The sequence below is a fragment of the Streptomyces albiaxialis genome (assembly GCF_039530985.1).
Taxonomy (GTDB): Bacteria; Actinomycetota; Actinomycetes; order Streptomycetales; family Streptomycetaceae; genus Streptomyces; species Streptomyces albiaxialis.
The window spans coordinates 234487-256272 of record NZ_BAAAPE010000011.1; the positions used below are offsets into that span (position 1 = coordinate 234487).

The window sequence follows — 21786 nt, forward strand, 5'->3', positions numbered from 1 at the left end:
CGTTATTTGAGGGGTTGTTGGTGTACCCCTGACCCCTGGCGAATGCTACGGTCAAAGTGTCCAGTGTGGTATATCGCAAACAAAGGAGTTCGCGTGAACACTCTGCTTGAGCTGTCCCCCCGCATGGCCGGCGCACGGACCGTCGAGCCGTCCGTCCAGTTCGACGAGACGGTCCAGGCGCTGACCGCGGCGAACATGTGCGGGGAGACCTGCGGCTGTGACAACGCGGGCAGCTACGGCTGCGCCAACACGGGGACCGGGACCACCTGGCCGGTGGCCTGACCCGGAAGCACCTCAGGGCGGACCCGTCACCGGGTTCGCCCACCCCGACACCGGGGGCGCCGGGCCGGGCCCGTACGGGGCGACACGGCCGAAACGGACCCCCGAGTTCACCCCTATCTCACATCTGAGATAACGTCGTCTCATGACCGACGACTACCTCGCACGTATCGGGCAGCTCATCCGCGACGCGCGCCAGCACAGGGGCATGACCCAGTCGCAGCTCGCGGACGCGCTCGGCACCAGCCAGAGCGCCGTCAACCGCATTGAGCGGGGCAATCAGAACATCAGCCTTGAGATGATCGCCCGCATCTCCGAGGCGCTGGACAGCGAGATCGTCTCGCTGGGGTATTCGGGCCCGATGCATCTGCGGGTCGTCGGCGGCCGTCGGCTCTCCGGCAGCATCGACGTCAAGACGAGCAAGAACGCCTGCGTCGCGCTGCTCTGCGCCTCCCTCCTCAACTCGGGGCGTACGGTGCTGCGCCGCGTCGCCCGTATCGAGGAGGTCTTCCGGCTGCTGGAGGTGCTCACCTCGGTGGGCGTCCGCGCCCGGTGGATCAACGACGGCGCGGACCTGGAGATCGTGCCCCCGGCCGAGCTGCACATGGAGGCCATCGACGAGGAGGCCGCGCGCCGCACCCGGAGCATCATCATGTTCCTCGGCCCGCTGCTGCACCGCACGGACCGCTTCCGCATCCCGTACGCGGGCGGCTGCGACCTCGGTACGCGCACCGTCGAGCCGCACATGAGCGCGCTGCGCCACTTCGGCCTGGAGGTCACGGCGACCGAGGGGCTGTACCACGCGGAGGTCGACCGCGCGGTCTCACCGTCCCGGCCCATCGTCCTGACCGAGCGCGGGGACACGGTCACCGAGAACGCGCTGCTGGCCGCCGCGCGGCACGACGGCGTCACGGTCATCCGCAACGCCTCGTCGAACTACATGGTCCAGGACCTCTGCTTCTTCCTGGAGGAACTGGGCGTCCGCGTCGAGGGCGTCGGCACCACGACCCTCACGGTGCACGGCGTCCCGGTCATCGACACGGACGTGGACTACTCCCCCTCCGAGGACCCGGTCGAGGCGATGAGCCTGGTGGCCGCCGCCGTCGTCACCGAGTCCACGCTGACGGTGCGGCGCGTGCCCGCCGAGTTCATGGAGATCGAGCTGGCCGTCCTGGAGGAGATGGGCCTCGACTTCGACCGCAGCGAGGAGTACGCGGCGGACAACGGCCGCACCCGCCTCACCGACCTGACGGTGCGGCCCTCCAAGCTGGAGGCGCCCATCGACAAGATCCACCCGATGCCGTTCCCCGGCCTGAACATCGACAACGTGCCCTTCTTCGCGGCCATCGCGGCCGTCGCGCAGGGCAAGACCCTCATCCACGACTGGGTCTACGACAACCGGGCGATCTACCTCACCGACCTCAACCGCCTCGGCGGGCGCCTCCAGCTCCTCGACCCGCACCGCGTCCTGGTCGAGGGCCCGACGCGCTGGCGCGCCGCCGAGATGATGTGCCCGCCCGCGCTGCGCCCGGCCGTCGTCGTGCTCCTCGCGATGCTCGCCGCCGAGGGCACCTCGGTGCTGCGCAACGTCTACGTCATCAACCGCGGCTACGAGGACCTGGCCGAACGCCTCAACGAGGTCGGCGCCCAGATCGAGACGTTCCGCGACATCTGAGCCCTCCCGGTCGAGGTCTCGGTCGAGGCCTCAGTCGAGGCAGAACTCGTTGCCCTCGATGTCCAGCATCGGGATGCAGGACTCGTTCTCCTCGTCGGCGTAGAGCACCTGGACGCATACCGCGCCGAGTGCGACCAGGCGGTCGCGCTCGGCCTCCAGGGCGGCCAGGCGCTCGTCGCCCACGAGGCCGGTGCCGACGCGGACGTCGAGGTGGACGCGGTTCTTGGCGGTCTTGCCCTCGGGGACGCGCTGGAAGAAGAGCCGGGGGCCCTCGCCCGTGGGGTCCTGGCAGGCGAACCAGGAGTCGCGGTCCTCGGGCGGCAGGGAGGCGGTGTACGCGTCCCAGGTGGCGAAGCCGTCCGGCGGCGGCGGGACGACGTATCCCAGCACCTCGCACCAGAAGCGGGCCACGCGCTCGGGTTCCGCGCAGTCGAAGGTGATCTGGACCTGCCTGATCTGTGACATCGGCGCACGATAGCAAGCGGGGCCATGCGGCTCACTCCGTTTCCAGCGCCGCGCGGACCAGTTCCAGGGGGTGCCAGGCGCGGCGGGCCGTGCCGTGGGCTATCTGCTGGCGGCAGGAGACGCCGGAGGCGACGACGACGGTGTCCTCGGGCTCGGCCTCGACCGCGGGGAAGAGGCGGTCACGGCCGACCGTCATGGACAGCTCATAGTGCTCGGACTCGAAGCCGAACGAGCCCGCCATGCCGCAGCATCCGGCGTCGGCCTCCTCCACCCGCGCGCCGGGGATACGGCGCAGAAGGGCCACCGTCGCCGCCGTGCCGACCTCGGCCTTCTGGTGGCAGTGGCCGTGGTAGAGGAGGCGGCGGCTGGCGGGCCAGGCGTCGTCGCGGAGGCGGAGCCGCCCGTCGTCGAGCGCCTCCGCGAGCAGCTCCTCGATCTGCCGTACGCGGCCCGCCAGTTCCCGGGCCGCCGGGTCGCCGGGGCGCAGGGCCAGGTGCTCGTCGCGGAGCGTCATCAGGCAGGAGGGCTCGCAGCCGACGACGGGCGAGCCGGGCCCGGCGCCCTCGTCCAGGAGGCGCGCGAGGTGCACGGCCTTCGCCTTCGCCTCGTCGACCAGGCCCTTGGAGAGGCTGGAGCGCCCGCAGCAGCCGCGGCTCTCCAGCCGTACGCGCCAGCCGGCGCGCTCCAGCAGCTCGATCGCGGCGCGCCCGACGGCCGGTTCGGTGTACGTGGTGAAGGAGTCGGCGAGGAAGGTGAGCGTCCGCCCCTCCGCGCCGGTGCCGGACGGCACGCGGGTCGTGCGGCGGCGGTGCCAGCGGGTGAGGTTCCGGCGGGCGAAGACGGGCAGGGGGCGGGCGCGGGCGATGCCGAGCCACCGTTCCATGAGGCGGCGGAGTGCGGGGACGCGGCCGGGGAGGTTGGAGAGCGGGGCCGTGGCCGAGCCCAGCCGGTTGAGGGCGCGGATCGCGCCGAACACCCGGCTGCGGAGCGGGACTCCGTGCAGGTCGTGGTGGTGCGAGAGGGCCTCGCTCTTGAGTGTCGCCATATCGACACCGAGCGGGCACTCGCTCTTGCAGGCCTTGCACATCAGGCAGGCGTCGAGGATCTCGTGCAGCCGCTCGTCACCGAGGGCACGCTTCGGGTCGGGCTCGGAGAGGGCCTTGACCAGGGCCCCGGCGCGACCCCGCGTGGAGTCCTCCTCGTCCTTCGTGGCCATGTACGAGGGGCACATCACGCCGCTCCCGCTCTTGCGGCACAGGCCGATGTTCATGCAGCGGTCGGCGGCGCCGCGCATGCCGCCGGTGACCTCGAACGAGAGCCGGGTGCGCAGCGGTCCGGGCTCGGGGAGGGCCGCGTCGCGGAGGTTGTCGGTCATCGCGGGGGCGTCGACGATCTTGCCGGGGTTCATCAGGTTGTCCGGGTCGAAGACGCGCTTGACCTCTCGCATCGCCCCGTAGAGCCGGTCGCCGAAGATCTGCCGGTTGAACTCGCTGCGGGCCAGGCCGTCGCCGTGCTCGCTGGAGTTCACCCCGCCGTAGGCGACGACGAGGTCCCTGATCTCCTCGGCGACGGCCCGCATGGTCCGCTCCTGCGCGGGGTCGGCGAGGTCCACGAAGGGCCGGATGTGGAGGCAGCCGACCGAACAGTGGCCGTAGAACCCGGCCTCCAGGCCGTGCCGGTCGAGGACGGCCTTGAAGTCGCGGGTGTAGTCGGCCAGCCGGGCCGGGTCGACGGCCGTGTCCTCGACGAACGCGAGCGGGCGGCGCGTGCCCTCGCTGGCGGCCATCAGCAGCCCGAGCCCGGCCTTGCGGACCTTGAGCAGTGCGCCCTGCTGCTCGGGGGTGACGGCGTGGAGGGTGTGGTAGCCGTGGCCGTGCCGCTTCCACAGGGCGGTCAGGCGGTCGAGGGAGGCGCGCAGTTCGCCCTCGTCGTCGCCGGTGAAGCTGACGAAGAGGAGCGCGTCGGGGTCGCCTTCGAGGTGCGTGGAGAGCGAGGCGTACTCGATCCGGCGCCGCGAGAGGTCGAGGATCGTGCGGTCCATCAGCTCGACGGCCGCCGGTTCGCAGGCGAGCGCGTCCTCGGTGGCCTCGATCGCGGCCTGGGTGGAGGTGAAGTGCCCGACGGCGATGACCGTACGGCGCGGCTTGGGCACGAGGTCGACCAGGGCGCGGGTGGTGAGGACGAGGGTGCCCTCGGAGCCGACGACGAACTTGGCGAGGTCGAAGGGCTCCTCGGGGCGGGCGAGGCGGGCGAGGCGGTCGAGGCGGTAGCCGCAGGCGCGGCGCCAGAAGGCGGGGAAGCCCTCGGCGATGGCGTCGGCGTTCTCCCGTACGAGGCGGGGCAGTTCGCGGTAGAGGGCGCCCTCGCGGGTGCCGGAGCGGGCCCGGCGGGCGCGTTCGGCCTCGTCGACGGGGGCGAGGCGGGCGGTGCTCGCGTCGGAGAGGACGACGTCGAGGGCGCGGACGTGGTCGATGGTCATGCCGTGCCGCAGGGAGCCGCTGCCCGCGGAGTTGTTGCCGATCATCCCGCCGAGCGTGGCCCGGTTGCTGGTGGAGGTGTCGGGCCCGAACATCAGGCCGTGCGGCGCGGCGGCCCGGTTGAGCTGGTCCTGCACGACGCCGGGTTCGACGAGCGCCGTACGGGCTTCGGGGTCCAGCTCCACGATGCGGCGCATGTGGCGGGAGAGGTCGAGCACGAGCCCGGCGCCGACGGTCTGGCCCGCGAGGCTGGTGCCCGCGCCCCGGGGGACGAGCGGCACGCCGTGCTCGGCCGCGGCGGCGACGGCGGCCTGGACGTCCCCGGCGTGCCGGGGGAAGGCGACCCCGACGGGCGTGATCGCGTACATGCTGGCGTCGCGGGAGAAGAGGTGCCGGGTGTGGTCGTCGAAACGGACCTCGCCGTCGAGGTCGCGGCGCAACCGCCGCTCCAGGGAGGGGATTTCGGGGGCGCGGGTCGGTTCCGGTCCGGTGAGGGTCACGCGTTCCCGCCCTCCTCGCGCAGCACGGCCAGGGCCGCCTCCAGGCCGCCCGCGGCGATCGGTACGCCCGCGAGCTGGAGGCCCATCTGGACGCCCGCGAGGGTTCCCGCGAGCGTGAGGTCGTTGAAGTGGCCGAGGTGGCCGACGCGGAAGACGCGCCCCGCGAGCCGGCCGAGCCCGGCGCCGAGCGACATGTCGAACCGTTCCAGGATCACCTCGCGCACCTTGTCCGCGTCGTGGCCTGGCGGCATCAGGACGGCGGTGAGCGACCCGGAGTGCTCGCGCTCGTCGGCGCACAGGACCTCAAGTCCCCAGGCCCGTACGGCGGCGCGGGTGGCGCGGGCGTGCCGGGCGTGGCGGGCGAAGACGGCGGGCAGCCCCTCGTCGGCGAGCATGCGCAGGGCGACGTCGAGCCCGTAGAGCAGGTTGGTCGCGGGGGTGTACGGGAAGGCGCCCTGCCGGTTGGCCTCCAGGATCGGGGCCCAGTCCCAGTACGAGCGCGGCAGCGCGGCCGTACGGGAGGCGGCCAGCGCCTTCTCGCTGACGGCGTTGAAGCCGAGGCCCGGCGGCAGCATCAGCCCCTTCTGCGAACCGGCCACCGTGACGTCGACGCCCCACGCGTCGTGCCGGTAGTCGATCGAGCCGAGCGAGGAGATGGTGTCGACGAGGAGGAGCGCGGGGTGGCCGGTGGCGTCGAGGGCCGCGCGGAGTTCGGGGACGCGGCTGGTCACGCCGGTCGAGGTCTCGTTGTGGACGGCGCAGACGGCCTTGATCGCGTGCCCTCCGCCGGCTGCGCCGTCATCGGCGAGGCGGGCGGCGAGCGCTTCGGGGTCGGCGCCGTGCCGCCAGTCGCCGGGGACGATCTCGACGTCGAGGCCGAGCCGTTCGGCCATGGCGGTCCAGAGGGCGGCGAAGTGGCCGGTCTCGAAGAAGAGCACGCGGTCGCCGGGGCTGAGCGTGTTGACGAGCGCGGCCTCCCAGGCGCCGGTGCCGGAGGAGGGCAGGACGACGACGGGGCCGCTCGTCCCGAACACCGGGCCGAGCGCGGCGAGGAGACGGCGCGTCAGCGCGGCGAACTCGGGGCCTCGGTGGTCGAGGGTGGGCGCGGAGAGGGCGCGGAGCACCTCGTCGGGGACGTTCGTGGGGCCGGGGATCTGGAGGAAATGGCGGCCGGTGTGCAGGGTCACGCGAGCCAACCCCCTTGCGCTCTGTGCCGTGTCACGGCACGCTGTCTCGTAAGATGGCACGGCGGAGCCTAGGGACGGCCCGTCGGGCCGTCAATGGGCGTACCGGAAGCGGGGGTTCGGACATGCAGAACGTGCTCAACGCGCTGCGGGTGCTCGACGAGGTCGCCGCCCGGCAGCCCGTCGGCGTATCGGACCTGGCCAGGGCGGTGGAGCTGCCCAAGAGCACCGTGCAGCGGGCGCTGCTCACGCTGCGCGAGGCGGGCTGGCTGCGGCAGACCGCGAGCGGCACCGCGGGGCGCTGGGTGCTCACGACGAAGCCGCTGCTCCTCGGCCGCCACGCCTCGGGCGAACTGGGCCTGCGCGATGTGGCGGTGCCGGTGATGGAGGACCTGCGCGGCCGGTGCGACGAGACCGTCCACCTGGCCGTTCCGGAGGGCGGCAAGGTCGTGCTGATCGAGCGGCTGGAGACCTCGCAGCCCGTGCGGATCATCCTGCCGCTGGGCAAGAACCTCCCGCTGCACGCCTCGGCGAACGGCAAGGCGGTGCTGGCCGCGAGCACCCCCGAGGAGATCGAGCGGCATCTGACCGAGGAGCTGCCGCGCTTCACGGAGACGACGGTGACCGACGCGGACGCACTGCGCGAGGAGCTGGCGGCGATCCGGGCGCGGGGTTACGCGACGAACGACGGTGAGTGGCGCACGGACGTCTCGGCCACCGCCTCGGCCGTTCTCGGACCGTCGGGACACCCCGTGGCGAGCCTCAGCATCAACATCCCCAGCAGCCGCCTGACCAGCGAATCCCGTGCCGCGCACGCCGAGTTGGTACGCGAGGCGGCGGAGCGGATCGGCGCGGCGCTCGGCGGAGGACATGGCGGCAGGCCCGGCGGCACGTCCGGCGGCAGGCCCGGCGGAGGGCACTCGCGCCGCACCCCTTGACGGGTGTGACGTTGGTCTCAATACTTCCCTGCTCGAAAGACGTATTCCGCAGGGCGGAATGCGTGATGCCCGCTGCCCACGGCCTAGCTAAGGCGGGGAAGCCTTGTGTCAGACCACGTCATCGCCATCATCGGACTCGCTCTCGTATTCGCCGTCTCCACCACGCTCTCCGTGCACATGGGGGTATTGGCGTTCGTCGCCGCCTTCGTCGTCGGCACGGCCTTCGCCGGACAATCCGCGGACCAGATATTCGCGGGATTCCCGGGAGATCTCTTCGTCGTTCTCGTCGGCGTCACCTTCCTTTTCGCCATCGCCCGTGACAACGGCACCGTGGACTGGCTCGTCCATGTCTGCATGCGTGCCGTCGGCGGCCGAACGGCGCTGATGCCCTGGGTGATGTTCCTGGTCACCGCCCTGCTCGCCGGGGTCGGCGCGGTGACGCCCGCCGCCGTGGGCATCATCGCGCCCATCGGCCTGAGCGTCGCCAGGAGATACGGGATCAACCCGTTCCTCATGGGCGTCTTCATCGCCAACGGCGGCAGCGCGGGCGGTTTCTCGCCCATCGGCGTCTTCGGCACCATCACGAACGGCGTCGTCGAAAGGAACGACATTCCGGGAAGCCCGGCGACGCTTTTCCTCGTCTCGCTCGCCTTCAATCTCGTCCTCAACGCGCTCGCGTTCACGCTGTTCGGCGGGCGCCGGCTGATCGGCCACCGCGTACGGCCGGAGCGGGGCCCGGAGCCGGATACGGGCGGCGCCGCGCCCTCCGTACGCCCCTCGCCCGGGACCGGCGGCACCGGCCCCGCCCCCGTCGCCGTCGTCGAGCCCGAGGAGGAGCAGCTCACCGCCGCCGAACGGCCCGTACGCCTCGACCTCGCCCGCTCCCTCACCCTGCTCGGCATCCTCGGGCTGGTCGTCGGGGCGCTCTTCTTCGACCTCGACGTCGGCCTGATGGCGCTCAGCGTCGCCGCCGTCCTGTCGTTCGTCTCGCCCAAGTCGGCCGAGGGCGCGGCGGAGAAGTGCGCGTGGGGCACCGTGCTGCTGGTCTGCGGGATCGTGACCTACGTGAGCCTGATGGAGCGCCTCGGCACCATCGACTGGCTCGGCGACCGCGTGGCCTCGATCGACGCGCCGCTCCTCGCGGCGCTGCTGATCTGCCTGATCGGGGCCGTGGTCACCGTCTTCGCCTCGACGACCGGCATCCTGGGCGCGCTGATCCCGCTCGCGGTCCCGCTGCTGGCGGACGGCGACGTGAGCGCGATCGGCCTCGTCGCGGCGCTCGCGGTCAGCTCCTCGATCGTGGACGCGTCCCCGTTCTCCACGAGCGGGGCGCTGGTCACGGCCAACACCCCCGCCGAGCAGCGCGACTTCGTCTTCCGCCGCCTGATGGTCTGGGGCTTCACGCTCGTCCCCCTCATCCCGCTGGCGAGCTGGGGCCTCCTGGTCGTGCCCGGCTGGTGACCGGCGGCCGGGCGTCGCTCTCCGGCCGGGCCAGCAACGGCAACAGCCCTGCCGCCGCGAGCTGGAGCGCGGCGATCCCCAGCAGGAGCAGGGTGGGGCTGAGCCCGGCGCACGCCCCGGTGAGCGCGGCGCCCGCGGAGGCCGCCGTGACCTTCAGGCCGGCGCCCAGCGTGAAGACCTGCGTACGCGCTCCGGGCGGCGCGTGGTCGGCGCGGATCCGGAGCGTGGTGGTGAGCAGCGGCCCGTCCCCCACCCCGGCGAGCGCGAACAGCGCCACCGCCCCGGCGAACGACGGTACGAGCGCGGCACCCGCCAGCGCCGCGCCGGTGACCAGCAGGCTGACGGTGGCGAGGCGGGGCGCCGCGAGCGGCGGTTCCCAGCGGGCCAGGGCCAGGGCGCCGCCGAGGGCGCCGACGGCGAACGCCGTCATCAGGACCCCGCCCCCGTCCGCGTCCCCCCGGTGGTCCGCGAGCAGCACGGCGGCGACGGCGAGCCCGCCGAGGCCGAGGAAGGCGAGGGTCGTGGCGCCGGTGATCGCCCGCAGCGGCGGTACGCGCCACAGGGCCGTGAGCCCTTGCCGCAGGAGGCGCGTTCCGCCGCCGGTGCCCGTAGGTTCGGCGCCGGTGCCCGTAGGTTCGGCGTCCGTGCCCGTACGTTCGCCGCCGGTGTCCGTACGTACGGCCCCTGTTCCCGTACGTCCGCCCTCGGGACCGGGCGCCCCGGCCGCCACGGACGCCCGGCCCGCCGCGGGGAGCGTCGCGACGAGCGGCGCCGCGCAGGCGGCGCACGCCGCCATCAGGCCGGTCGCGGCGCCGGGCGAGGCGAGGCCCGCGGTCACGCCGACGGCGGCGGGGCCCACGACCGAGGACGTGGTGTAGGTGGCCGCGTCCAGCGCGTACGCCCGGTTGCGCACGGGCCCCTCCGGCACGAGCCCGGCGACCAGGCTGGAGAGGCCGCCGGTGACGACGGGCCCACAGCAGCCGCCCGCCAGCGCGAGGAGGAGCGCGACGGGCGCCGCCGTACGCCCGACGGTGAGGGCGAGCCCGGCGATGGCGGCGGCGAAGAGCACGAGGGCGCCCGCGTGGAACAGCGCGGGCCTGCGTGCCCGCGCGGCGAGCACCCCGGCGAGCGGCGCGGCCACCGCGTGCGGCGCCATCCAGGCGGTGAGGACGAACGCGCCCTCCGCCGCGCTGCCGGTGCGGTCGAGGGCGAGCAGCGTGACGGCGATCGCCATGCCTTCGTCGGCCAGCCGTGCGAGGAACGCGGTGACCAGGTACGTGCGCATGGCGCCCCCTCCCTGCCGTAACGGCTTACACTCTTAAGGCGTTACAGACGTTACAGGCAGGGGACTTCGGAAGGCAGGGGGCACGGGACGCATGGGCGCGGGGACGACGCACGGATTCCGGCCGGGGCCACGGCTGATCGACCTGGCGAACGCGCTGGGCGAGGACCCCGCGCTGCCGCGCGACGCGCTCGCCGCGCTGCTCGTCGCGCACGGCGAGGCGCCCGGGGACGTGACGGAGGACGGGTTCGACGAGCGGGACGCGGCCGCGCTGCGCGCCGCCGTCGCGCGGCTGCGCGCGCGTGTGCTGGCCGAGCCCGACACCGACCGCGCGGCCCGCGCGCTCAACGCGCTGCTGGAGGAGTGCGGCGCCCGCCCCCGGCTGTCCCGGCACGACGGGCACGCCTGGCACCTGCACGTGGACCGGGCCGACGACGCGGGCTGGGCGGACTGGTTCACGGCCTCCAGCGCGCACGCCCTGGCCCGGCTCCTCAGCGAGCGGGGGCGGGTGGCGTGGGGCGTGTGCGCCGCCGATGGCTGCGCGCGGGTGTTCCTCGACGACGGCCCGGGCACCCGGCGCCGTTACTGTTCGCCCGCCTGCGCCTCGCGCGCCCGCGTCGCGGCCCACAGGCGGCGCCGCCGCGAGCAGCCCCCCGCTGGTTCATAAATCAACAAACTCGCAGGTCAACTGATCGATGGAGCAGCCCACTTATCCTCCGATCATTTTCCCGGTTCCGTGGAGATCGTCCGCACGGATGTGTAAAGCTTCCGCTACCCCCTGCCACCGCCCGAAGAGGCTCCACACCCATGCGTCCACCGCGTCCACGTACCGCTGCGGCAGCCGTCGCCGCGCTCGCCGTCACGCTCGGCGGCTGTTCCCTCGGCCCCCTCGGCGAGGAGGACGAGCCCGAGGTGACGAAGACGTTCCTGGAACCGATGAAGCAGGAGTCCGCCGGCCGCACGGTCGTCTACGAGGTGCGCGGCCCCGGTACGGCCAGCGTGCGCTACGAGGACAGCGCTCCGGGGAAGGGCTCGGACACCACGCTGCGCGACTCGGGCGCGGTCCGGCTGCCCTGGAAGAAGACCGTCAAGGTCCCCGAGGGCACCGAGCGGATCACGCTCACCGCGACGTCCTCCGCCGACCACTCGGCCACGCCCCTGGCGTGCACGGTCCTGGTGGACGGCGAGCTGGCGTCCTCGGACTCGGTGGACTCCTCGCAGGCGAGCTGCACGACGGAACTCCCGGAGAAGTGAAGGTGAGTCAGGTGATCTCCCGCCCCACCCGCGCCGCGGCCACGGCCTCGGTCCTCGTCCTGGCCGCGGTCCCGCTCCTCTCCGGCTGCTCCGGCGACGGCGGCACGCACAAGGTCACGTACGAGGCGACGGGTTCGCAGCTCTTCGAGGTCGCGTACGACAAGCCGGACGCCCACGGCCGCTCCGAGAGCGTCCGCAAGGTGATCCGGCTGTCGGCGGACGGGACCCGGAAGTGGACGAAGACGGTGGAGGTCGAGGACCCGGCCTCGTTCCGGATCAGCGCCGCCGGTTCCGGCCGGTACGCGAGCGTCTCCCGGGTCGCGTGCGCGATCTCGGTCGACGGTGAGCTGAAGCAGAAGACGGTCTCGAAGACCGCCGGCGAGACCGTCTGGTGCAACGCCGACGGCACGACCCGCTCCGACTGAGCCCCCCCGTACGGGGACCGCTCCTACGGGAGTCCGCCCTTACGGCGAGCCCCCTCCCGCCGGGGCCGGTCCCTACGGGAGGACCGCGAGGCCGTCGAGTTCGATCCAGGCGGCCTCGTCCCAGAGGCGGACGACGCCGATGACGGCCATGGCCGGGTAGTCGCGGCCGACCAGGTCGCGCCAGATGCGGCCGAGTTCGGGGGCGTGGCGGCGGTAGGCGGGGACGTCGGTGGTGTAGACGGTCACGCGCGTCAGGTCCGCCGGGGTGCCGCCCGAGGCGGCGAGCGCGACCAGCAGGTTGGAGAGCGCGGCCTCGAACTGGCCGGGGAAGGTGTGCGCCGCGATCCGTCCCTCGCCGTCGAGCGCGGTCTGGCCCGCGAGGAAGACGAGCCGGGAGCCGGTGGCGGTGACGGCGTGCGAGAAGCCGGTGGGCGGCGACAGTTCGGGCGGGTTGACGCGGTCCAGCACCCGGTCGGCGGGCGGCGCGGAGGCGGCGGGGGCGGCAGGGGCGGCGTCTTCGGTCACCTGTAGAGCTCCTTCGCGATGAGGGTGCGCTGCACCTCGCTGGCGCCCTCGTAGATGCGGGGGGCGCGGACCTCACGGTAGAGGTGTTCGAGGAGATGGCCCTGGCGCAGGGCGGCGGCGCCGTGGATCTGGACGGCGGTGTCGACGACGTACTGCGCGGTCTCGGTCGCCATCAGCTTCGCCATGGCGGCGCTGCGCGCGATGCCGTCGTCGTCCCGGTCGTACGCCGCCGCCGCGGCGTAGACGAGCAGCCGGGCCGCCTCGGTGCGGGTCGCCATCTCGGCCAACTGGTGCGAGACGGACTGGAGATCGCGCAGCACCCCGCCGAACGCGCGCCGCTCGGCGGCGTGTTCGAGCGAGGCGTCCAGCGCGGCCTGCGCCATGCCGACGGCGAACGCGCCGACGCTGGGCCGGAAGAGGTTGAGTGTGCGCATCGCGACGCCGAAGCCGCGGCCCTGCTCGCCCAGGAGGTCCTCACGGGTGACGGGGACGCCGTCGAAGGTGAGCGTGCCGATCGGGTGCGGGGAGAGCATCGCGAGGGGCTCGCCGCGCAGCCCGGGGCGGTCGGCGGGGACGAGGAACGCGCTGATGCCGCGCGCGCCGGGCGCCTCGCCCGTGCGCGCGAAGACGGAGTAGAAGTCGGCGTCGGGCGCGTTGGAGATCCAGGTCTTGGTGCCGGTCAGCCGCCAGGCCCCCGCACCCCCTTCACCCCCTGCCGGGTCGGGGTCGGCACGGAGCGTGAGCGCCGCCGCGTCGCTGCCCGCCTCGGGCTCGCTCAGCGCGAAGGCGGCGACGGCCCGCCCGGAGGCGGCCTCCCGCAGCCAGCGCCGCCGCTGCGCCTCGGTGCCCGCCTGGGCCACGGGCCCGGTGCCCAGGCCCTGGAGGGCGAGGGCCGTCTCGGCCTCGGGGCAGGAGTAGGCGAGGGACTCGCGCAGCAGGCACAGCTCCAGGGCGCGCCCTGTCCCGCCCTTGCGGGCCGCGCCGGGCGCGGAGGCGGTGACCGCGCGGGCGAGGAGGCCCAGCTCGCCCATCTCGGCGAGCAGCGCGTGGTTCACCCGTCCGGGCTCACCGCCCTCCGCGAGGGGCCTCAGCCGCTCCCCGGCCAGCGTCCGCAGCCGTGCGCACCACTCCTGCTGCTCGGGGTCGAGCGCGAACGCGGTCATGGCGGCTCCCTCCGTCACACTGCCCTCTGTATATCGCGGTATCTTGACTGTCGTCACCATCACGTTACGCTCGACGGCATATTCGGCGCCCGGATCCACCGCCTTCCCCAAGGCCGCGAGGGGGCAGATCGACCATGCAGCTCAGCCCGTCCGCACATGTCGACACCTTCGCGCGCGACCATCTGCCGCCGCCCGGGCAGTGGCCCGACCTCCTCCTGGAGCGCCCGGAGCTGCGCTACCCCGACCGTCTCAACTGCGGCGCGGAACTGCTCGACGGGACCATCGACCGCCTCGGCCCCGACCGCCCGGCCTTCCACACCGCGGACGGCGCCGAGCCCTGGTCGTACGGGACGCTCCAGAGCACCGTCGACCGCGTCGCGCACGTCCTCACCGGCGAGCTGGGCCTCGTGCCGGGCAACCGGGTGCTGCTGCGCGGCCCCACCACGCCCGCGCTCGCCGCGTGCTGGCTGGCGGTGATGAAGGCGGGCGGCGTCGCCGTGACCGTGCTGGCCGCGCAGCGGGCCCACGAGCTGAGCACCATCTGCCGCCTCGCCCGCGTGACGCACGCGCTGTGCGACGCGGACTCCGCCGAGGAGCTGACGAAGGCCGCCGTGCCGGGCCTGAGGACCGCCTTCTTCGGCCGCGGGGACCCCGACGACCTGCTGACGAGGGCCGCGCGCCAGCCGAACGCGTTCACGGCCGTGCCGACCGCCGCCGACGACGTGGCGCTGATCGCCTTCACCTCCGGGACGACGGGCAGGCCGAAGGGCTGCGTGCACTTCCACCGCGACGTGCTCGCCATCGCGGACACCTTCTCCGCGCACGTGCTGCGCCCGCGCTCCGACGACGTGTTCACCGGCAGCCCGCCGCTGGGCTTCACGTTCGGCCTCGGCGGGCTCGTGATCTTCCCGCTGCGCGCCGGGGCCTCGGCGCTGCTCGACCAGTGGAGCGGCGCGGAGCAGATGCTCAAGGTCGTCGAACGGCACCGGATATCCGTCCTGTTCACCGCGCCGACCGCCTACCGCGGCATGCTCGCGAAGCTGGAGGCGCCCGGCGACGCGGCGGACGGCACCGGCACCGCCGTCAGCGTCGACGCGCTCGCCTCGCTGCGGCGCTGCGTCTCCGCGGGCGAACACCTGCCCGCCGCGACCTGGCGCGCCTGGCACGAGCGCACGGGCCTGCGCATCATCGACGGCATCGGCGCCACCGAGATGCTCCACATCTTCATCTCGGCCTCCGACGACGCGATCCGGCCAGGGCGTACGGGCGTTCCCGTGCCCGGTTTCGAGGCGCGCGTGGTGGCCGCCGACGGCGCGACGCCCGTCCCCGACGGCGAGCCGGGCCTCCTCTCCGTGCGCGGCCCCGTCGGCTGCCGCTACCTCGACGACGAACGGCAGCGCGAGTACGTACGCGACGGCTGGAACCTCACCGGGGACACGTATGTCCGGGAGCCCGACGGCTACTTCCGCTACGTGGCACGCGCGGACGACATGATCATCACCGCCGGGTACAACGTCGCGGGCCCCGAGGTCGAGGAGGTCCTCCTGCGCCATCCCGACGTCGCCGAGGCGGCCGTCGTCGGCCGCCCGGACGAGAAGCGGGGGCAGGTCGTGGTGGCCCACGTGGTGCTCACTCCCGGCACTCCCCCTGGGAGTGACATGGCCGAAACGCTACGCCAGTTCACCACTTCGGAGCTGACTCCCTACAAGTGCCCGCGCGAGATCATCTTTGCTGAATCGCTTCCGCGCACCCCCACGGGCAAACTTCAGCGCTACCGGCTGCGCACGCCCGATCTAGAGTGACGGGCGTGGCAGAGCACTCGTCCCCCTCGCCGCCCCCGGCGGCCCCCCGTCCCTCCCCCGGTTCCCTCATCCTCACGTTCTACGGCGCCTACGGGCGCGGCTTCTCCAGCGAGGGCACCGTGCCCGTCGCGACGCTGATCCGGCTGCTCGGAGCGGTCGGCGTCGACCCGCCCTCCGTCCGCTCGGCCGTCTCCCGGCTCAAGCGGAGGGGCCTGCTCACCGCCGAGCGGCCCGGCAGCAAATCCGCCGGATACGCTCCCTCGCCCGCCGCGCGCCAGCTCCTCGACGACGGCGACCGCCGCATCTACGCCCGCCCCAGGCCGGACGGCAACTGGCTGCTCGCGGTCTTCTCCGTGCCCGAGAGCGAACGCCAGCGACGGCACGTCCTGCGCTCCCGCCTCGCCCGCCTCGGCTTCGGCAACGCCGCACCGGGCATCTGGATCGCGCCCTCGCACCTGGAGGAGGAGACCCGCCACACCCTTGCCCGCCTCGAACTCACCCCGTACGTCGATCTGTTCCGCGGCAGCCACGCGGGCTTCGAGCCGACGGCCGAGGCCGTGGCCCGCTGGTGGGACCTGGACGCCATCGCCGCCCAGCACCGCGCGTTCCTCGCCGCGCACGAGCCGGTGCTGCGCACCTGGTCGCGCCGGCGCCGGGTGCCGCCGGAGGCCGCGTACCGGGACTATCTCCCCGCCCTCGACGCCTGGCGCCGCCTCCCGTACGCCGACCCCGGCCTGCCGGCCTCCCTGCTGCCGGACGACTGGCCCGGCGAACGCTCGGCGAAGGTCTTCTTCGCCCTGCACGGCAAGCTGCGCGACGCGGGGGCAGAGTTCGCCCGCGCCGCGTGAGGCGTACCGTGGAAATGTGCTCGCACGGAGACGCCGCCGCTATTTCGTGCTGATGACCGTGTGTCTGGTGCTGTTCATCAGCGCGTGGGCCTTTGTGCGGCTGTGGTCGGTGCCGGTCGCTGTCGCGATGTGCGTGATCGCCATGGTGATCCCCCCGTGCGCGGCGATCGTCGCGAACCGCCGCGAGCGGGATGACCGCTGGTGGGACGAGTAGGGGTTCCCCTCTGCCACGGGCCGGACACGGGCTGCCCCGTTCGCTGGTGCCATTGCCATGCTGTGCTTGGGAGGTCTGCGCAAGGCGCAGGGCTGGCAAGCGCAGCCCCCTTCGCCGGGCAACCGGTACGCAAGAGCCGGGTACGGGCTGCCCCGCACGCTGATCCGCGGGGTGCGGCTGCGTCGTGGCTGGTCGCGCAGTTCCCCGCGCCCCTGAATGGGGCACCCTCTGCCATTGCCTTGCTGTGCTTGGGCAGCCCCCTCAGAGAACGAGGCGGGGCTTGGGAGCATCGGTCCGGCCCGTCGGCGGCTTGCGGCTGCCTGCCTGGTAGGAGAGGGGCCAGGGCGCGCCCGGCCCCGCATAGCCCTGGTCTGCCGCCGCATGGAGCGTCCAGTGGGGGTCGTACAGGTGCGGGCGGGCCAGCGCGCACAGGTCGGCGCGGCCGGCGAGGACGAGGGAGTTCACGTCGTCCCAGGAGGAGATGGCGCCGACGGCGATGACGGGCACGCCGAGGGCGTTGCGGATGCGGTCCGCGAAGGGCGTCTGGTACGAGCGGCCGTACTCCGGGCGTTCGTCGGGGACGACCTGGCCGGTGGAGACGTCGAGCGCGTCGGCGCCGTGTTCCGCGAACGCGGCGGCGATCCGTACGGCGTCCTCGCCGGTCGTGCCGCCCTCGGCCCAGTCGGTCGCGGAGATGCGGACGGTCATGGGGCGCTCGGCGGGCCAGACCTCGCGCATCGCGTCGAAGACTTCGAGGGGGAAGCGGAGGCGGGCCTCCGGCCCTCCCCCGTAGGCGTCGGTGCGGCGGTTCGTGAGCGGGGAGAGGAAGCTGGAGAGCAGATAGCCGTGCGCGCAGTGGAGTTCGAGGAGGTCGAACCCGGCACGCGCGGCGCGGCGCGTCGCGGACACGAACTCCTCGCGTATCGCCGCGAGTTCGCGCGCGGTCAGCTCGTGCGGGGTCTGGTTGACGCCCGGCCGGTACGGGAGGGCGGAGGGGGCCACCACGGGCCAGTTGCCCGCGTCGAGGGGCTGGTCGATGCCCTCCCACATGAGCTTGGTGGAGCCCTTGCGGCCCGAGTGGCCGAGCTGGAGGCCGATCGCGGCGGTGGGCGACTGGGTGTGGACGAAGTCGGTGACGCGCCGCCAGGACGCCTCCTGCGCGTCGGTCCACAGCCCGGAGCAGCCGGGCGTGATGCGGCCCTGCGGCGAGACGCACACCATCTCCGTCATGACGAGCCCGGCGCCGCCGAGGGCGCGGGCCCCGAGGTGGACGAGGTGGAAGTCGCCGGGGTCGCCGTCCTCCGCGCGGTACATGTCCATGGGGGAGACCACGACGCGGTTGCGCAGGGTCAGACCGCGCAGCCGGTAGGGGGTGAACATGGGCGGCGTACCGGACTCGATCCCGGCCTCGCGCTCGACGCCGGAGACGAAGGAGGCGTCGCGCAGCCGCAGGTTGTCGTGGGTGACGCGGCGGCTGCGGGTGAGCAGGTTGAAGGCGAACTGGCGCGGCGGCTGGTCCACGTATCCGGCCAGCTCCTCGAACCAGGCGAGGCTGGCCCGCGCCGCGCGCTGCGTGGACTCCACGACGGGCCTGCGCTCGGTCTCGTAGGCCTCCAGCGCCTCGGGCAGGCCGGGCTGTTCGCGTACGCACGCGGCGAGGGCCAGCGCGTCCTCGACGGCGAGCTTGGTGCCGGAGCCGATGGAGAAGTGGGCGGTGTGGGCGGCGTCCCCGAGCAGCACGATGTTGCCGTGCGACCAGCGTTCGTTGACCACCGTGCGGAAGGCGATCCACTGCGAGTTGTTGCCGCGCAGGGGACGCCCGCCGAGGGTCTCGGGGAAGAGCTTGGCGCAGTGGTCGGCGGAGGCGCGCTCGTCCAGCCTGTCGAGCCCGGCGGCGCGCCAGACCTCCTCGCGGGCCTCGACGATGACGGTCGAGGAGTCCTCCGCGTAGGGATAGGCGTGGAGTTGCAGCACCCCGTGCTCGGTCTCGGCGATCTCGAAGCGGAAGGCGTCCAGCGCGAAGTCGGCGGCGAGCCAGATGTAGCGGCAGCGGTGGGTGCTGACGGTGGGCCGGAAGACGTCGGCGTGGGCCTCGCGGGTGGCGCTGTGCACGCCGTCGGCGGCGATGACCAGGTCGTGGGTGCGGGCGAGCGCGGCGGCGGGCGGCGCCTCCGTACGGAAGCGGAGGTCCACGCCCAGTTCGCGGCAGCGCTCGTGCAGCACGGCGAGGAGGCGGCGGCGGCCGAGCGCGGCGAAGCCGTGGCCGCCGGAGGTGAGGGTGCGGCCGCGGTGGACGATGTCGATGTCGTCCCAGCGCACCATCTCGGCCTGGAGCGCGGCGTAGACGGCGGGGTCGGCGTGCTCGATGCCGCCGAGGGTCTCGTCGGAGAGGACGACGCCGAAGCCGAAGGTGTCGTCGGGCGCGTTGCGCTCGTAGACGGTGATCTCGCGGGCGGGGTCGAGGCGCTTGAGGAGCGCGGCGGCGTAGAGCCCGCCGGGGCCTCCGCCGATGACGGCGACGCGCCGCAGGGAGGTCGGCCGGGAGGAAGTCATCGGCCCTGCCACTTCGGGGGCCGCTTCTCGGTGAAGGAGGCGTGGAACTCGGCGTAGTCCTCGCTGTGCATGAGCAGCGCCTGGGTCGCGGCGTCCATCTCGACGGACTGGGCGAGTGACATGTCCAGCTCGGCGGTGAGCAGGGCCTTGGTCTGGGCGTGGGCGAGCGCGGGGCCGTCGGCGAGGCGCCGGGCGAGCGCCTGGGCGGCCTCGTCGGCCTTGCCCTCGTCGGTGAGCTGGCTGAGGAGCCCGATCCGCTCGGCCTCGGGCGCCCGTACGGGCTCGCCGAGCATGAGGATGCGGGTGGCGTGGCCGAGACCGACGACGCGCGGCAGGAGATAGGCGGCGCCCATGTCGCCGCCGGAGAGGCCGACCTTGGTGAAGAGGAACGAGAACCGCGCGGTGGGGTCGGCGACCCGGAAGTCGGCGGCGAGCGCGAGGACGGCGCCCGCTCCGGCGGCGGCGCCGTGCACGGCGGCGACGACGGGGAAGGGCGCCTCGCGCAGGGCACGGACGACCTGACCGGTCATCCGGTTGAAGTCGAGGAGCTGGGAGGTGTCCATCTCCAGAGTGGCGCCGATGATCTCGTCCACGTCACCGCCGGAGCAGAAGGCGCGGCCCTCGCCCGCCAGGACGAGCGCGCGGACCCGTTTCTCACGGGCCAGCTCGCCGAGGAGGTCGCGCAGGTCGGCGTACGCCTCGAAGGTGAGCGCGTTCAGCTTGGCGGGGCGCCGCAGGGTGACGGTGACGACGCCTTCCTCGTACCCGACCTCGATGTGCTGCCAGTCGGACGTGCCGTGCGCCGAACCGGTGAACGGGCTCATGACGGGGCCTCCATCGGGGGGAAGTGCCTCGGCCGTGGTCTCGGGGCTCTCAGGGCTTCCGGGGTTCTCGGGCTCTCGGCCAACGCCATGAACGTATCACCGTTTCGTGACTGCCGTCACGAGTACGCGATAGATATGGGACGAGGAGGGCCACCCCGTGCGCACACCCGTCCGTCCCCCGATCGGGCGAGCGCGCCCGGGCCGGAACGGTTCGCCGCACGGCCCGCCCCCTACCGTCCTGACCATGGAATCCCCGCCCTCCCCCGCCCCCTCCGACCTGGGAGAACGCGCGCCCGCCGTGAGCGAGCTGCGCCTCGCCGCCTTCCGCTCCCTGCGCGCCCGCACGGTCCCCGTCGCCCCCGTCACCGTGCTGACGGGCCCCAGCGGAAGCGGCAAGTCCACGGTCCTGGAGGCGTACGAGGCGCTGGCCCGGCTCGGCGGCGGCGAGGCCCTCGGCGAGGTCTTCGGCGGGGCACGCGGCGGCCCCGCCGCCTTCGTCCCGCACCGCTCCCCCGCCGACCGGCAGGGCAGGCGCGGCTTCCGGCTGGGCTGCACCGTGACGGGCCCGGCGGGCGAGGTCCGCTTCGACGTCGCGGTGCAGGCCGAGCCCCGGCTGTGCGTCGCGGGCGAACGGCTGTCCGTCCCCGAGCACGGCACCCTGCTCTCCACCGCGCTGCGCGACCCGGCCCGCCGCGCGGTCCAGGCCGAGTGGCGGACCTCCGGCCCCTCCCGCGTCGTCCGCGCCCCGCTCCCCGACGACCGGCTGGGCACGGCGCTGCTGCCGCTGCGCGTCGCGGGCACCACCGACGGTCAGCGCCGGGTGCTGGCCGCCGCCGAGCAGGTCGTGGTCGCGCTCCGTGCGGCCTTCCCCTGCGACCCGCGCCCCGACACCATGCGCGACCCGGTCGCCCCCGGCGACGGGCTGCTGCGCGGCGGCTGCGACAACCTCGCCGCGGTGCTGCGCCGTACGCGCGTCGAGTGCGCCACCCGCCACGCGGCGCTCGTCACGGCCGTACGGGCGGGCTGCGGGAGCCCGGTGACGGAACTGCGCGCGGAGGGCTGCGAGAACGGCCTGGTGCGGGCCGTCCTCGACCGGGGCGACGGCGCGGGCACGACGCCGCTGGAGCGGCTGGGCGACGGCGAACTGCGGTACGCGGCGCTCTCGCTGGTCCTCCTGACGGGCCCCGGGGTGCTCTCCGTGGACCACGTGGCGGAAGTCCCCGCCGCCCGGCAGGCCCTCGCGGTCCTCGCCGACGGCGTGGACCGCGCCCTGGACGCCCGCCAGTCCCGCCAACTCCTCGACCTGGCCGTACGGATGGGGCGGCGCGGCCACATCCGGCTGCTGGCCTCGGCGGGGGACGCGGGCCCGGTCGCGCGGGAGGCGGCGCGGATGCCGGGGGTCTCCCTGGTAGACCTGGGGGCGTGAACGAATCGACCGGATCCACCGACAGCACCGCGGGCCGCACGGCACCGGCCCGTACCGTCCCCCAACTCCAGCGCAGACTCGTCGAGTTCGCGGCGGCGCGGGACTGGGGGCAGTACCACACCCCGAAGAACCTCTCGGCGGCGCTGAGCGTCGAGGCGGGCGAACTGGTGGAGATCTTCCAGTGGCTGACCCCCGAGGAGTCGGTGGGCGCCATGGGGGACGCGGAGACCGCCGACCGCATCGAGGACGAGGTCGCCGACGTCCTCGCGTACCTCCTCCAGTTCTGCGAAGTGCTGGGCATCGACGCGCTGGCGGCACTGGAAGCGAAGATCGAGAGGAACGAAAAGCGTTTCCCGACCGCCGGAAACGGTCACTCTATGGAGTGAGCAACTTATCCCCACGGGCCCTATTATCCACAGACTTCCGAAATCCCCTGGCGGTACTGGACATTCACAGTCACGCTGGGTAGCGACCAGTGAGGGGGACGGCAG

At 73.6% G+C, this 21786-nt stretch carries 20 protein-coding genes; 12 read left to right on the forward strand and 8 right to left on the reverse strand.

The genetic code is table 11. The features are described 5' to 3' along the window. Nucleotides 1-93: 93 nt before the first annotated feature. Nucleotides 94-282 carry a hypothetical protein gene (locus ABD343_RS21640; RefSeq protein ID WP_344530683.1) on the forward strand — a complete coding sequence of 63 codons (189 nt, stop codon included), beginning with the start codon at nt 94-96 and terminating at the stop codon, nt 280-282. A gap of 142 nt (nt 283-424) precedes the next feature. Beyond that, nucleotides 425-1954: a helix-turn-helix domain-containing protein gene (locus ABD343_RS21645; RefSeq protein WP_344530684.1), complete on the forward strand. Its 1530-nt coding sequence runs from the start codon at nt 425-427 to the stop codon at nt 1952-1954. A gap of 30 nt (nt 1955-1984) precedes the next feature. Here the strand turns inward: ABD343_RS21645 and ABD343_RS21650 are convergent, their stop codons facing one another. From ABD343_RS21650 to ABD343_RS21660, 3 genes are read right to left on the reverse strand one after another with little or no spacing between them, the layout of a single operon-like run. Further along, entirely contained in the window at nt 1985-2419 is a 435-nt protein-coding gene (locus ABD343_RS21650) for a VOC family protein (RefSeq protein ID WP_344530686.1), read from the reverse strand. A 31-nt stretch (nt 2420-2450) separates the two neighbouring features. Beyond that, nucleotides 2451-5396, reverse strand: a complete 2946-nt coding sequence (locus tag ABD343_RS21655; RefSeq protein WP_344530688.1) for an FAD-binding and (Fe-S)-binding domain-containing protein — start codon at nt 5394-5396, stop codon at nt 2451-2453. Continuing rightward, the gene (locus tag ABD343_RS21660) at nt 5393-6583 is read right to left on the reverse strand and encodes a pyridoxal-phosphate-dependent aminotransferase family protein (RefSeq protein ID WP_344530690.1); all 1191 of its coding nucleotides are present in this window, start codon (nt 6581-6583) and stop codon (nt 5393-5395) included. Before ABD343_RS21660 ends, ABD343_RS21655 begins: the two co-directional genes overlap by 4 nt. Nucleotides 6584-6705: 122 nt before the next feature. Here ABD343_RS21660 and ABD343_RS21665 point away from each other — a divergent pair, with 122 nt between their 5' ends. After that, nucleotides 6706-7518, forward strand: coding sequence for an IclR family transcriptional regulator (locus tag ABD343_RS21665; protein ID WP_344530691.1), 813 nt, complete (start codon nt 6706-6708; stop codon nt 7516-7518). A gap of 105 nt (nt 7519-7623) precedes the next feature. Next, nucleotides 7624-8979 (forward strand): SLC13 family permease, encoded by a 1356-nt coding sequence (locus tag ABD343_RS21670; protein ID WP_344530693.1) that lies wholly within the window; start codon nt 7624-7626, stop codon nt 8977-8979. Here the strand turns inward: ABD343_RS21670 and ABD343_RS21675 are convergent. Continuing rightward, nucleotides 8933-10264, reverse strand: coding sequence for an MFS transporter (locus ABD343_RS21675; RefSeq protein WP_344530695.1), 1332 nt, complete (start codon nt 10262-10264; stop codon nt 8933-8935). The two genes, ABD343_RS21670 and ABD343_RS21675, sit on opposite strands and share 47 nt — an antisense overlap. Before the next feature lie 91 nt (nt 10265-10355). On the opposite strand from ABD343_RS21675, the gene ABD343_RS21680 reads away from it, so the two are divergent. From ABD343_RS21680 to ABD343_RS21690, 3 genes are all read left to right on the forward strand, one after another. Beyond that, nucleotides 10356-10928 (forward strand): CGNR zinc finger domain-containing protein, encoded by a 573-nt coding sequence (locus ABD343_RS21680; protein ID WP_344530697.1) that lies wholly within the window; start codon nt 10356-10358, stop codon nt 10926-10928. 140 nt (nt 10929-11068) lie between these two features. Beyond that, nucleotides 11069-11515: an MmpS family transport accessory protein gene (locus tag ABD343_RS21685; RefSeq protein WP_344530698.1), complete on the forward strand. Its 447-nt coding sequence runs from the start codon at nt 11069-11071 to the stop codon at nt 11513-11515. A 2-nt stretch (nt 11516-11517) separates the two neighbouring features. After that, nucleotides 11518-11940 (forward strand): hypothetical protein, encoded by a 423-nt coding sequence (locus ABD343_RS21690; RefSeq protein ID WP_344530700.1) that lies wholly within the window; start codon nt 11518-11520, stop codon nt 11938-11940. Between the two features lie 72 nt (nt 11941-12012). Here the strand turns inward: ABD343_RS21690 and ABD343_RS21695 are convergent, their stop codons facing one another. Next, a complete protein-coding gene (locus ABD343_RS21695) occupies nt 12013-12408 on the reverse strand; it encodes a RidA family protein (RefSeq protein ID WP_344530935.1) in 396 nt (131 codons plus the stop codon). A 53-nt stretch (nt 12409-12461) separates the two neighbouring features. Further along, a complete protein-coding gene (locus ABD343_RS21700; protein WP_344530702.1) occupies nt 12462-13628 on the reverse strand; it encodes an acyl-CoA dehydrogenase family protein in 1167 nt (388 codons plus the stop codon). A 134-nt stretch (nt 13629-13762) separates the two neighbouring features. Here ABD343_RS21700 and ABD343_RS21705 point away from each other — a divergent pair, with 134 nt between their 5' ends. The 3 genes from ABD343_RS21705 to ABD343_RS21715 are packed head-to-tail and all read left to right on the forward strand — an operon-like array spanning nt 13763 to nt 16492. After that, nucleotides 13763-15430, forward strand: a complete 1668-nt coding sequence (locus tag ABD343_RS21705) for an AMP-binding protein (protein WP_344530704.1) — start codon at nt 13763-13765, stop codon at nt 15428-15430. A gap of 5 nt (nt 15431-15435) precedes the next feature. Next, complete coding sequence (locus tag ABD343_RS21710; RefSeq protein ID WP_344530706.1) at nt 15436-16278, forward strand: PaaX family transcriptional regulator; 843 nt, start codon at nt 15436-15438, stop codon at nt 16276-16278. Between the two features lie 16 nt (nt 16279-16294). Then, nucleotides 16295-16492 carry a DUF3099 domain-containing protein gene (locus ABD343_RS21715; RefSeq protein WP_344530708.1) on the forward strand — a complete coding sequence of 66 codons (198 nt, stop codon included), beginning with the start codon at nt 16295-16297 and terminating at the stop codon, nt 16490-16492. 261 nt (nt 16493-16753) lie between these two features. Here ABD343_RS21715 and ABD343_RS21720 read toward each other — a convergent pair whose 3' ends face one another. Further along, nucleotides 16754-19045: a bifunctional salicylyl-CoA 5-hydroxylase/oxidoreductase gene (locus ABD343_RS21720; protein WP_344530710.1), complete on the reverse strand. Its 2292-nt coding sequence runs from the start codon at nt 19043-19045 to the stop codon at nt 16754-16756. Next, nucleotides 19042-19869 carry an enoyl-CoA hydratase family protein gene (locus ABD343_RS21725; RefSeq protein WP_344530712.1) on the reverse strand — a complete coding sequence of 276 codons (828 nt, stop codon included), beginning with the start codon at nt 19867-19869 and terminating at the stop codon, nt 19042-19044. The genes ABD343_RS21720 and ABD343_RS21725 overlap by 4 nt, the downstream gene beginning before the upstream one ends. A 244-nt stretch (nt 19870-20113) precedes the next feature. On the opposite strand from ABD343_RS21725, the gene ABD343_RS21730 reads away from it, so the two are divergent. After that, nucleotides 20114-21295 (forward strand): AAA family ATPase, encoded by a 1182-nt coding sequence (locus ABD343_RS21730; RefSeq protein ID WP_344530714.1) that lies wholly within the window; start codon nt 20114-20116, stop codon nt 21293-21295. Beyond that, nucleotides 21292-21681: a nucleotide pyrophosphohydrolase gene (locus ABD343_RS21735; RefSeq protein WP_344530716.1), complete on the forward strand. Its 390-nt coding sequence runs from the start codon at nt 21292-21294 to the stop codon at nt 21679-21681. The genes ABD343_RS21730 and ABD343_RS21735 overlap by 4 nt, the downstream gene beginning before the upstream one ends. Nucleotides 21682-21786: the final 105 nt, after the last annotated feature.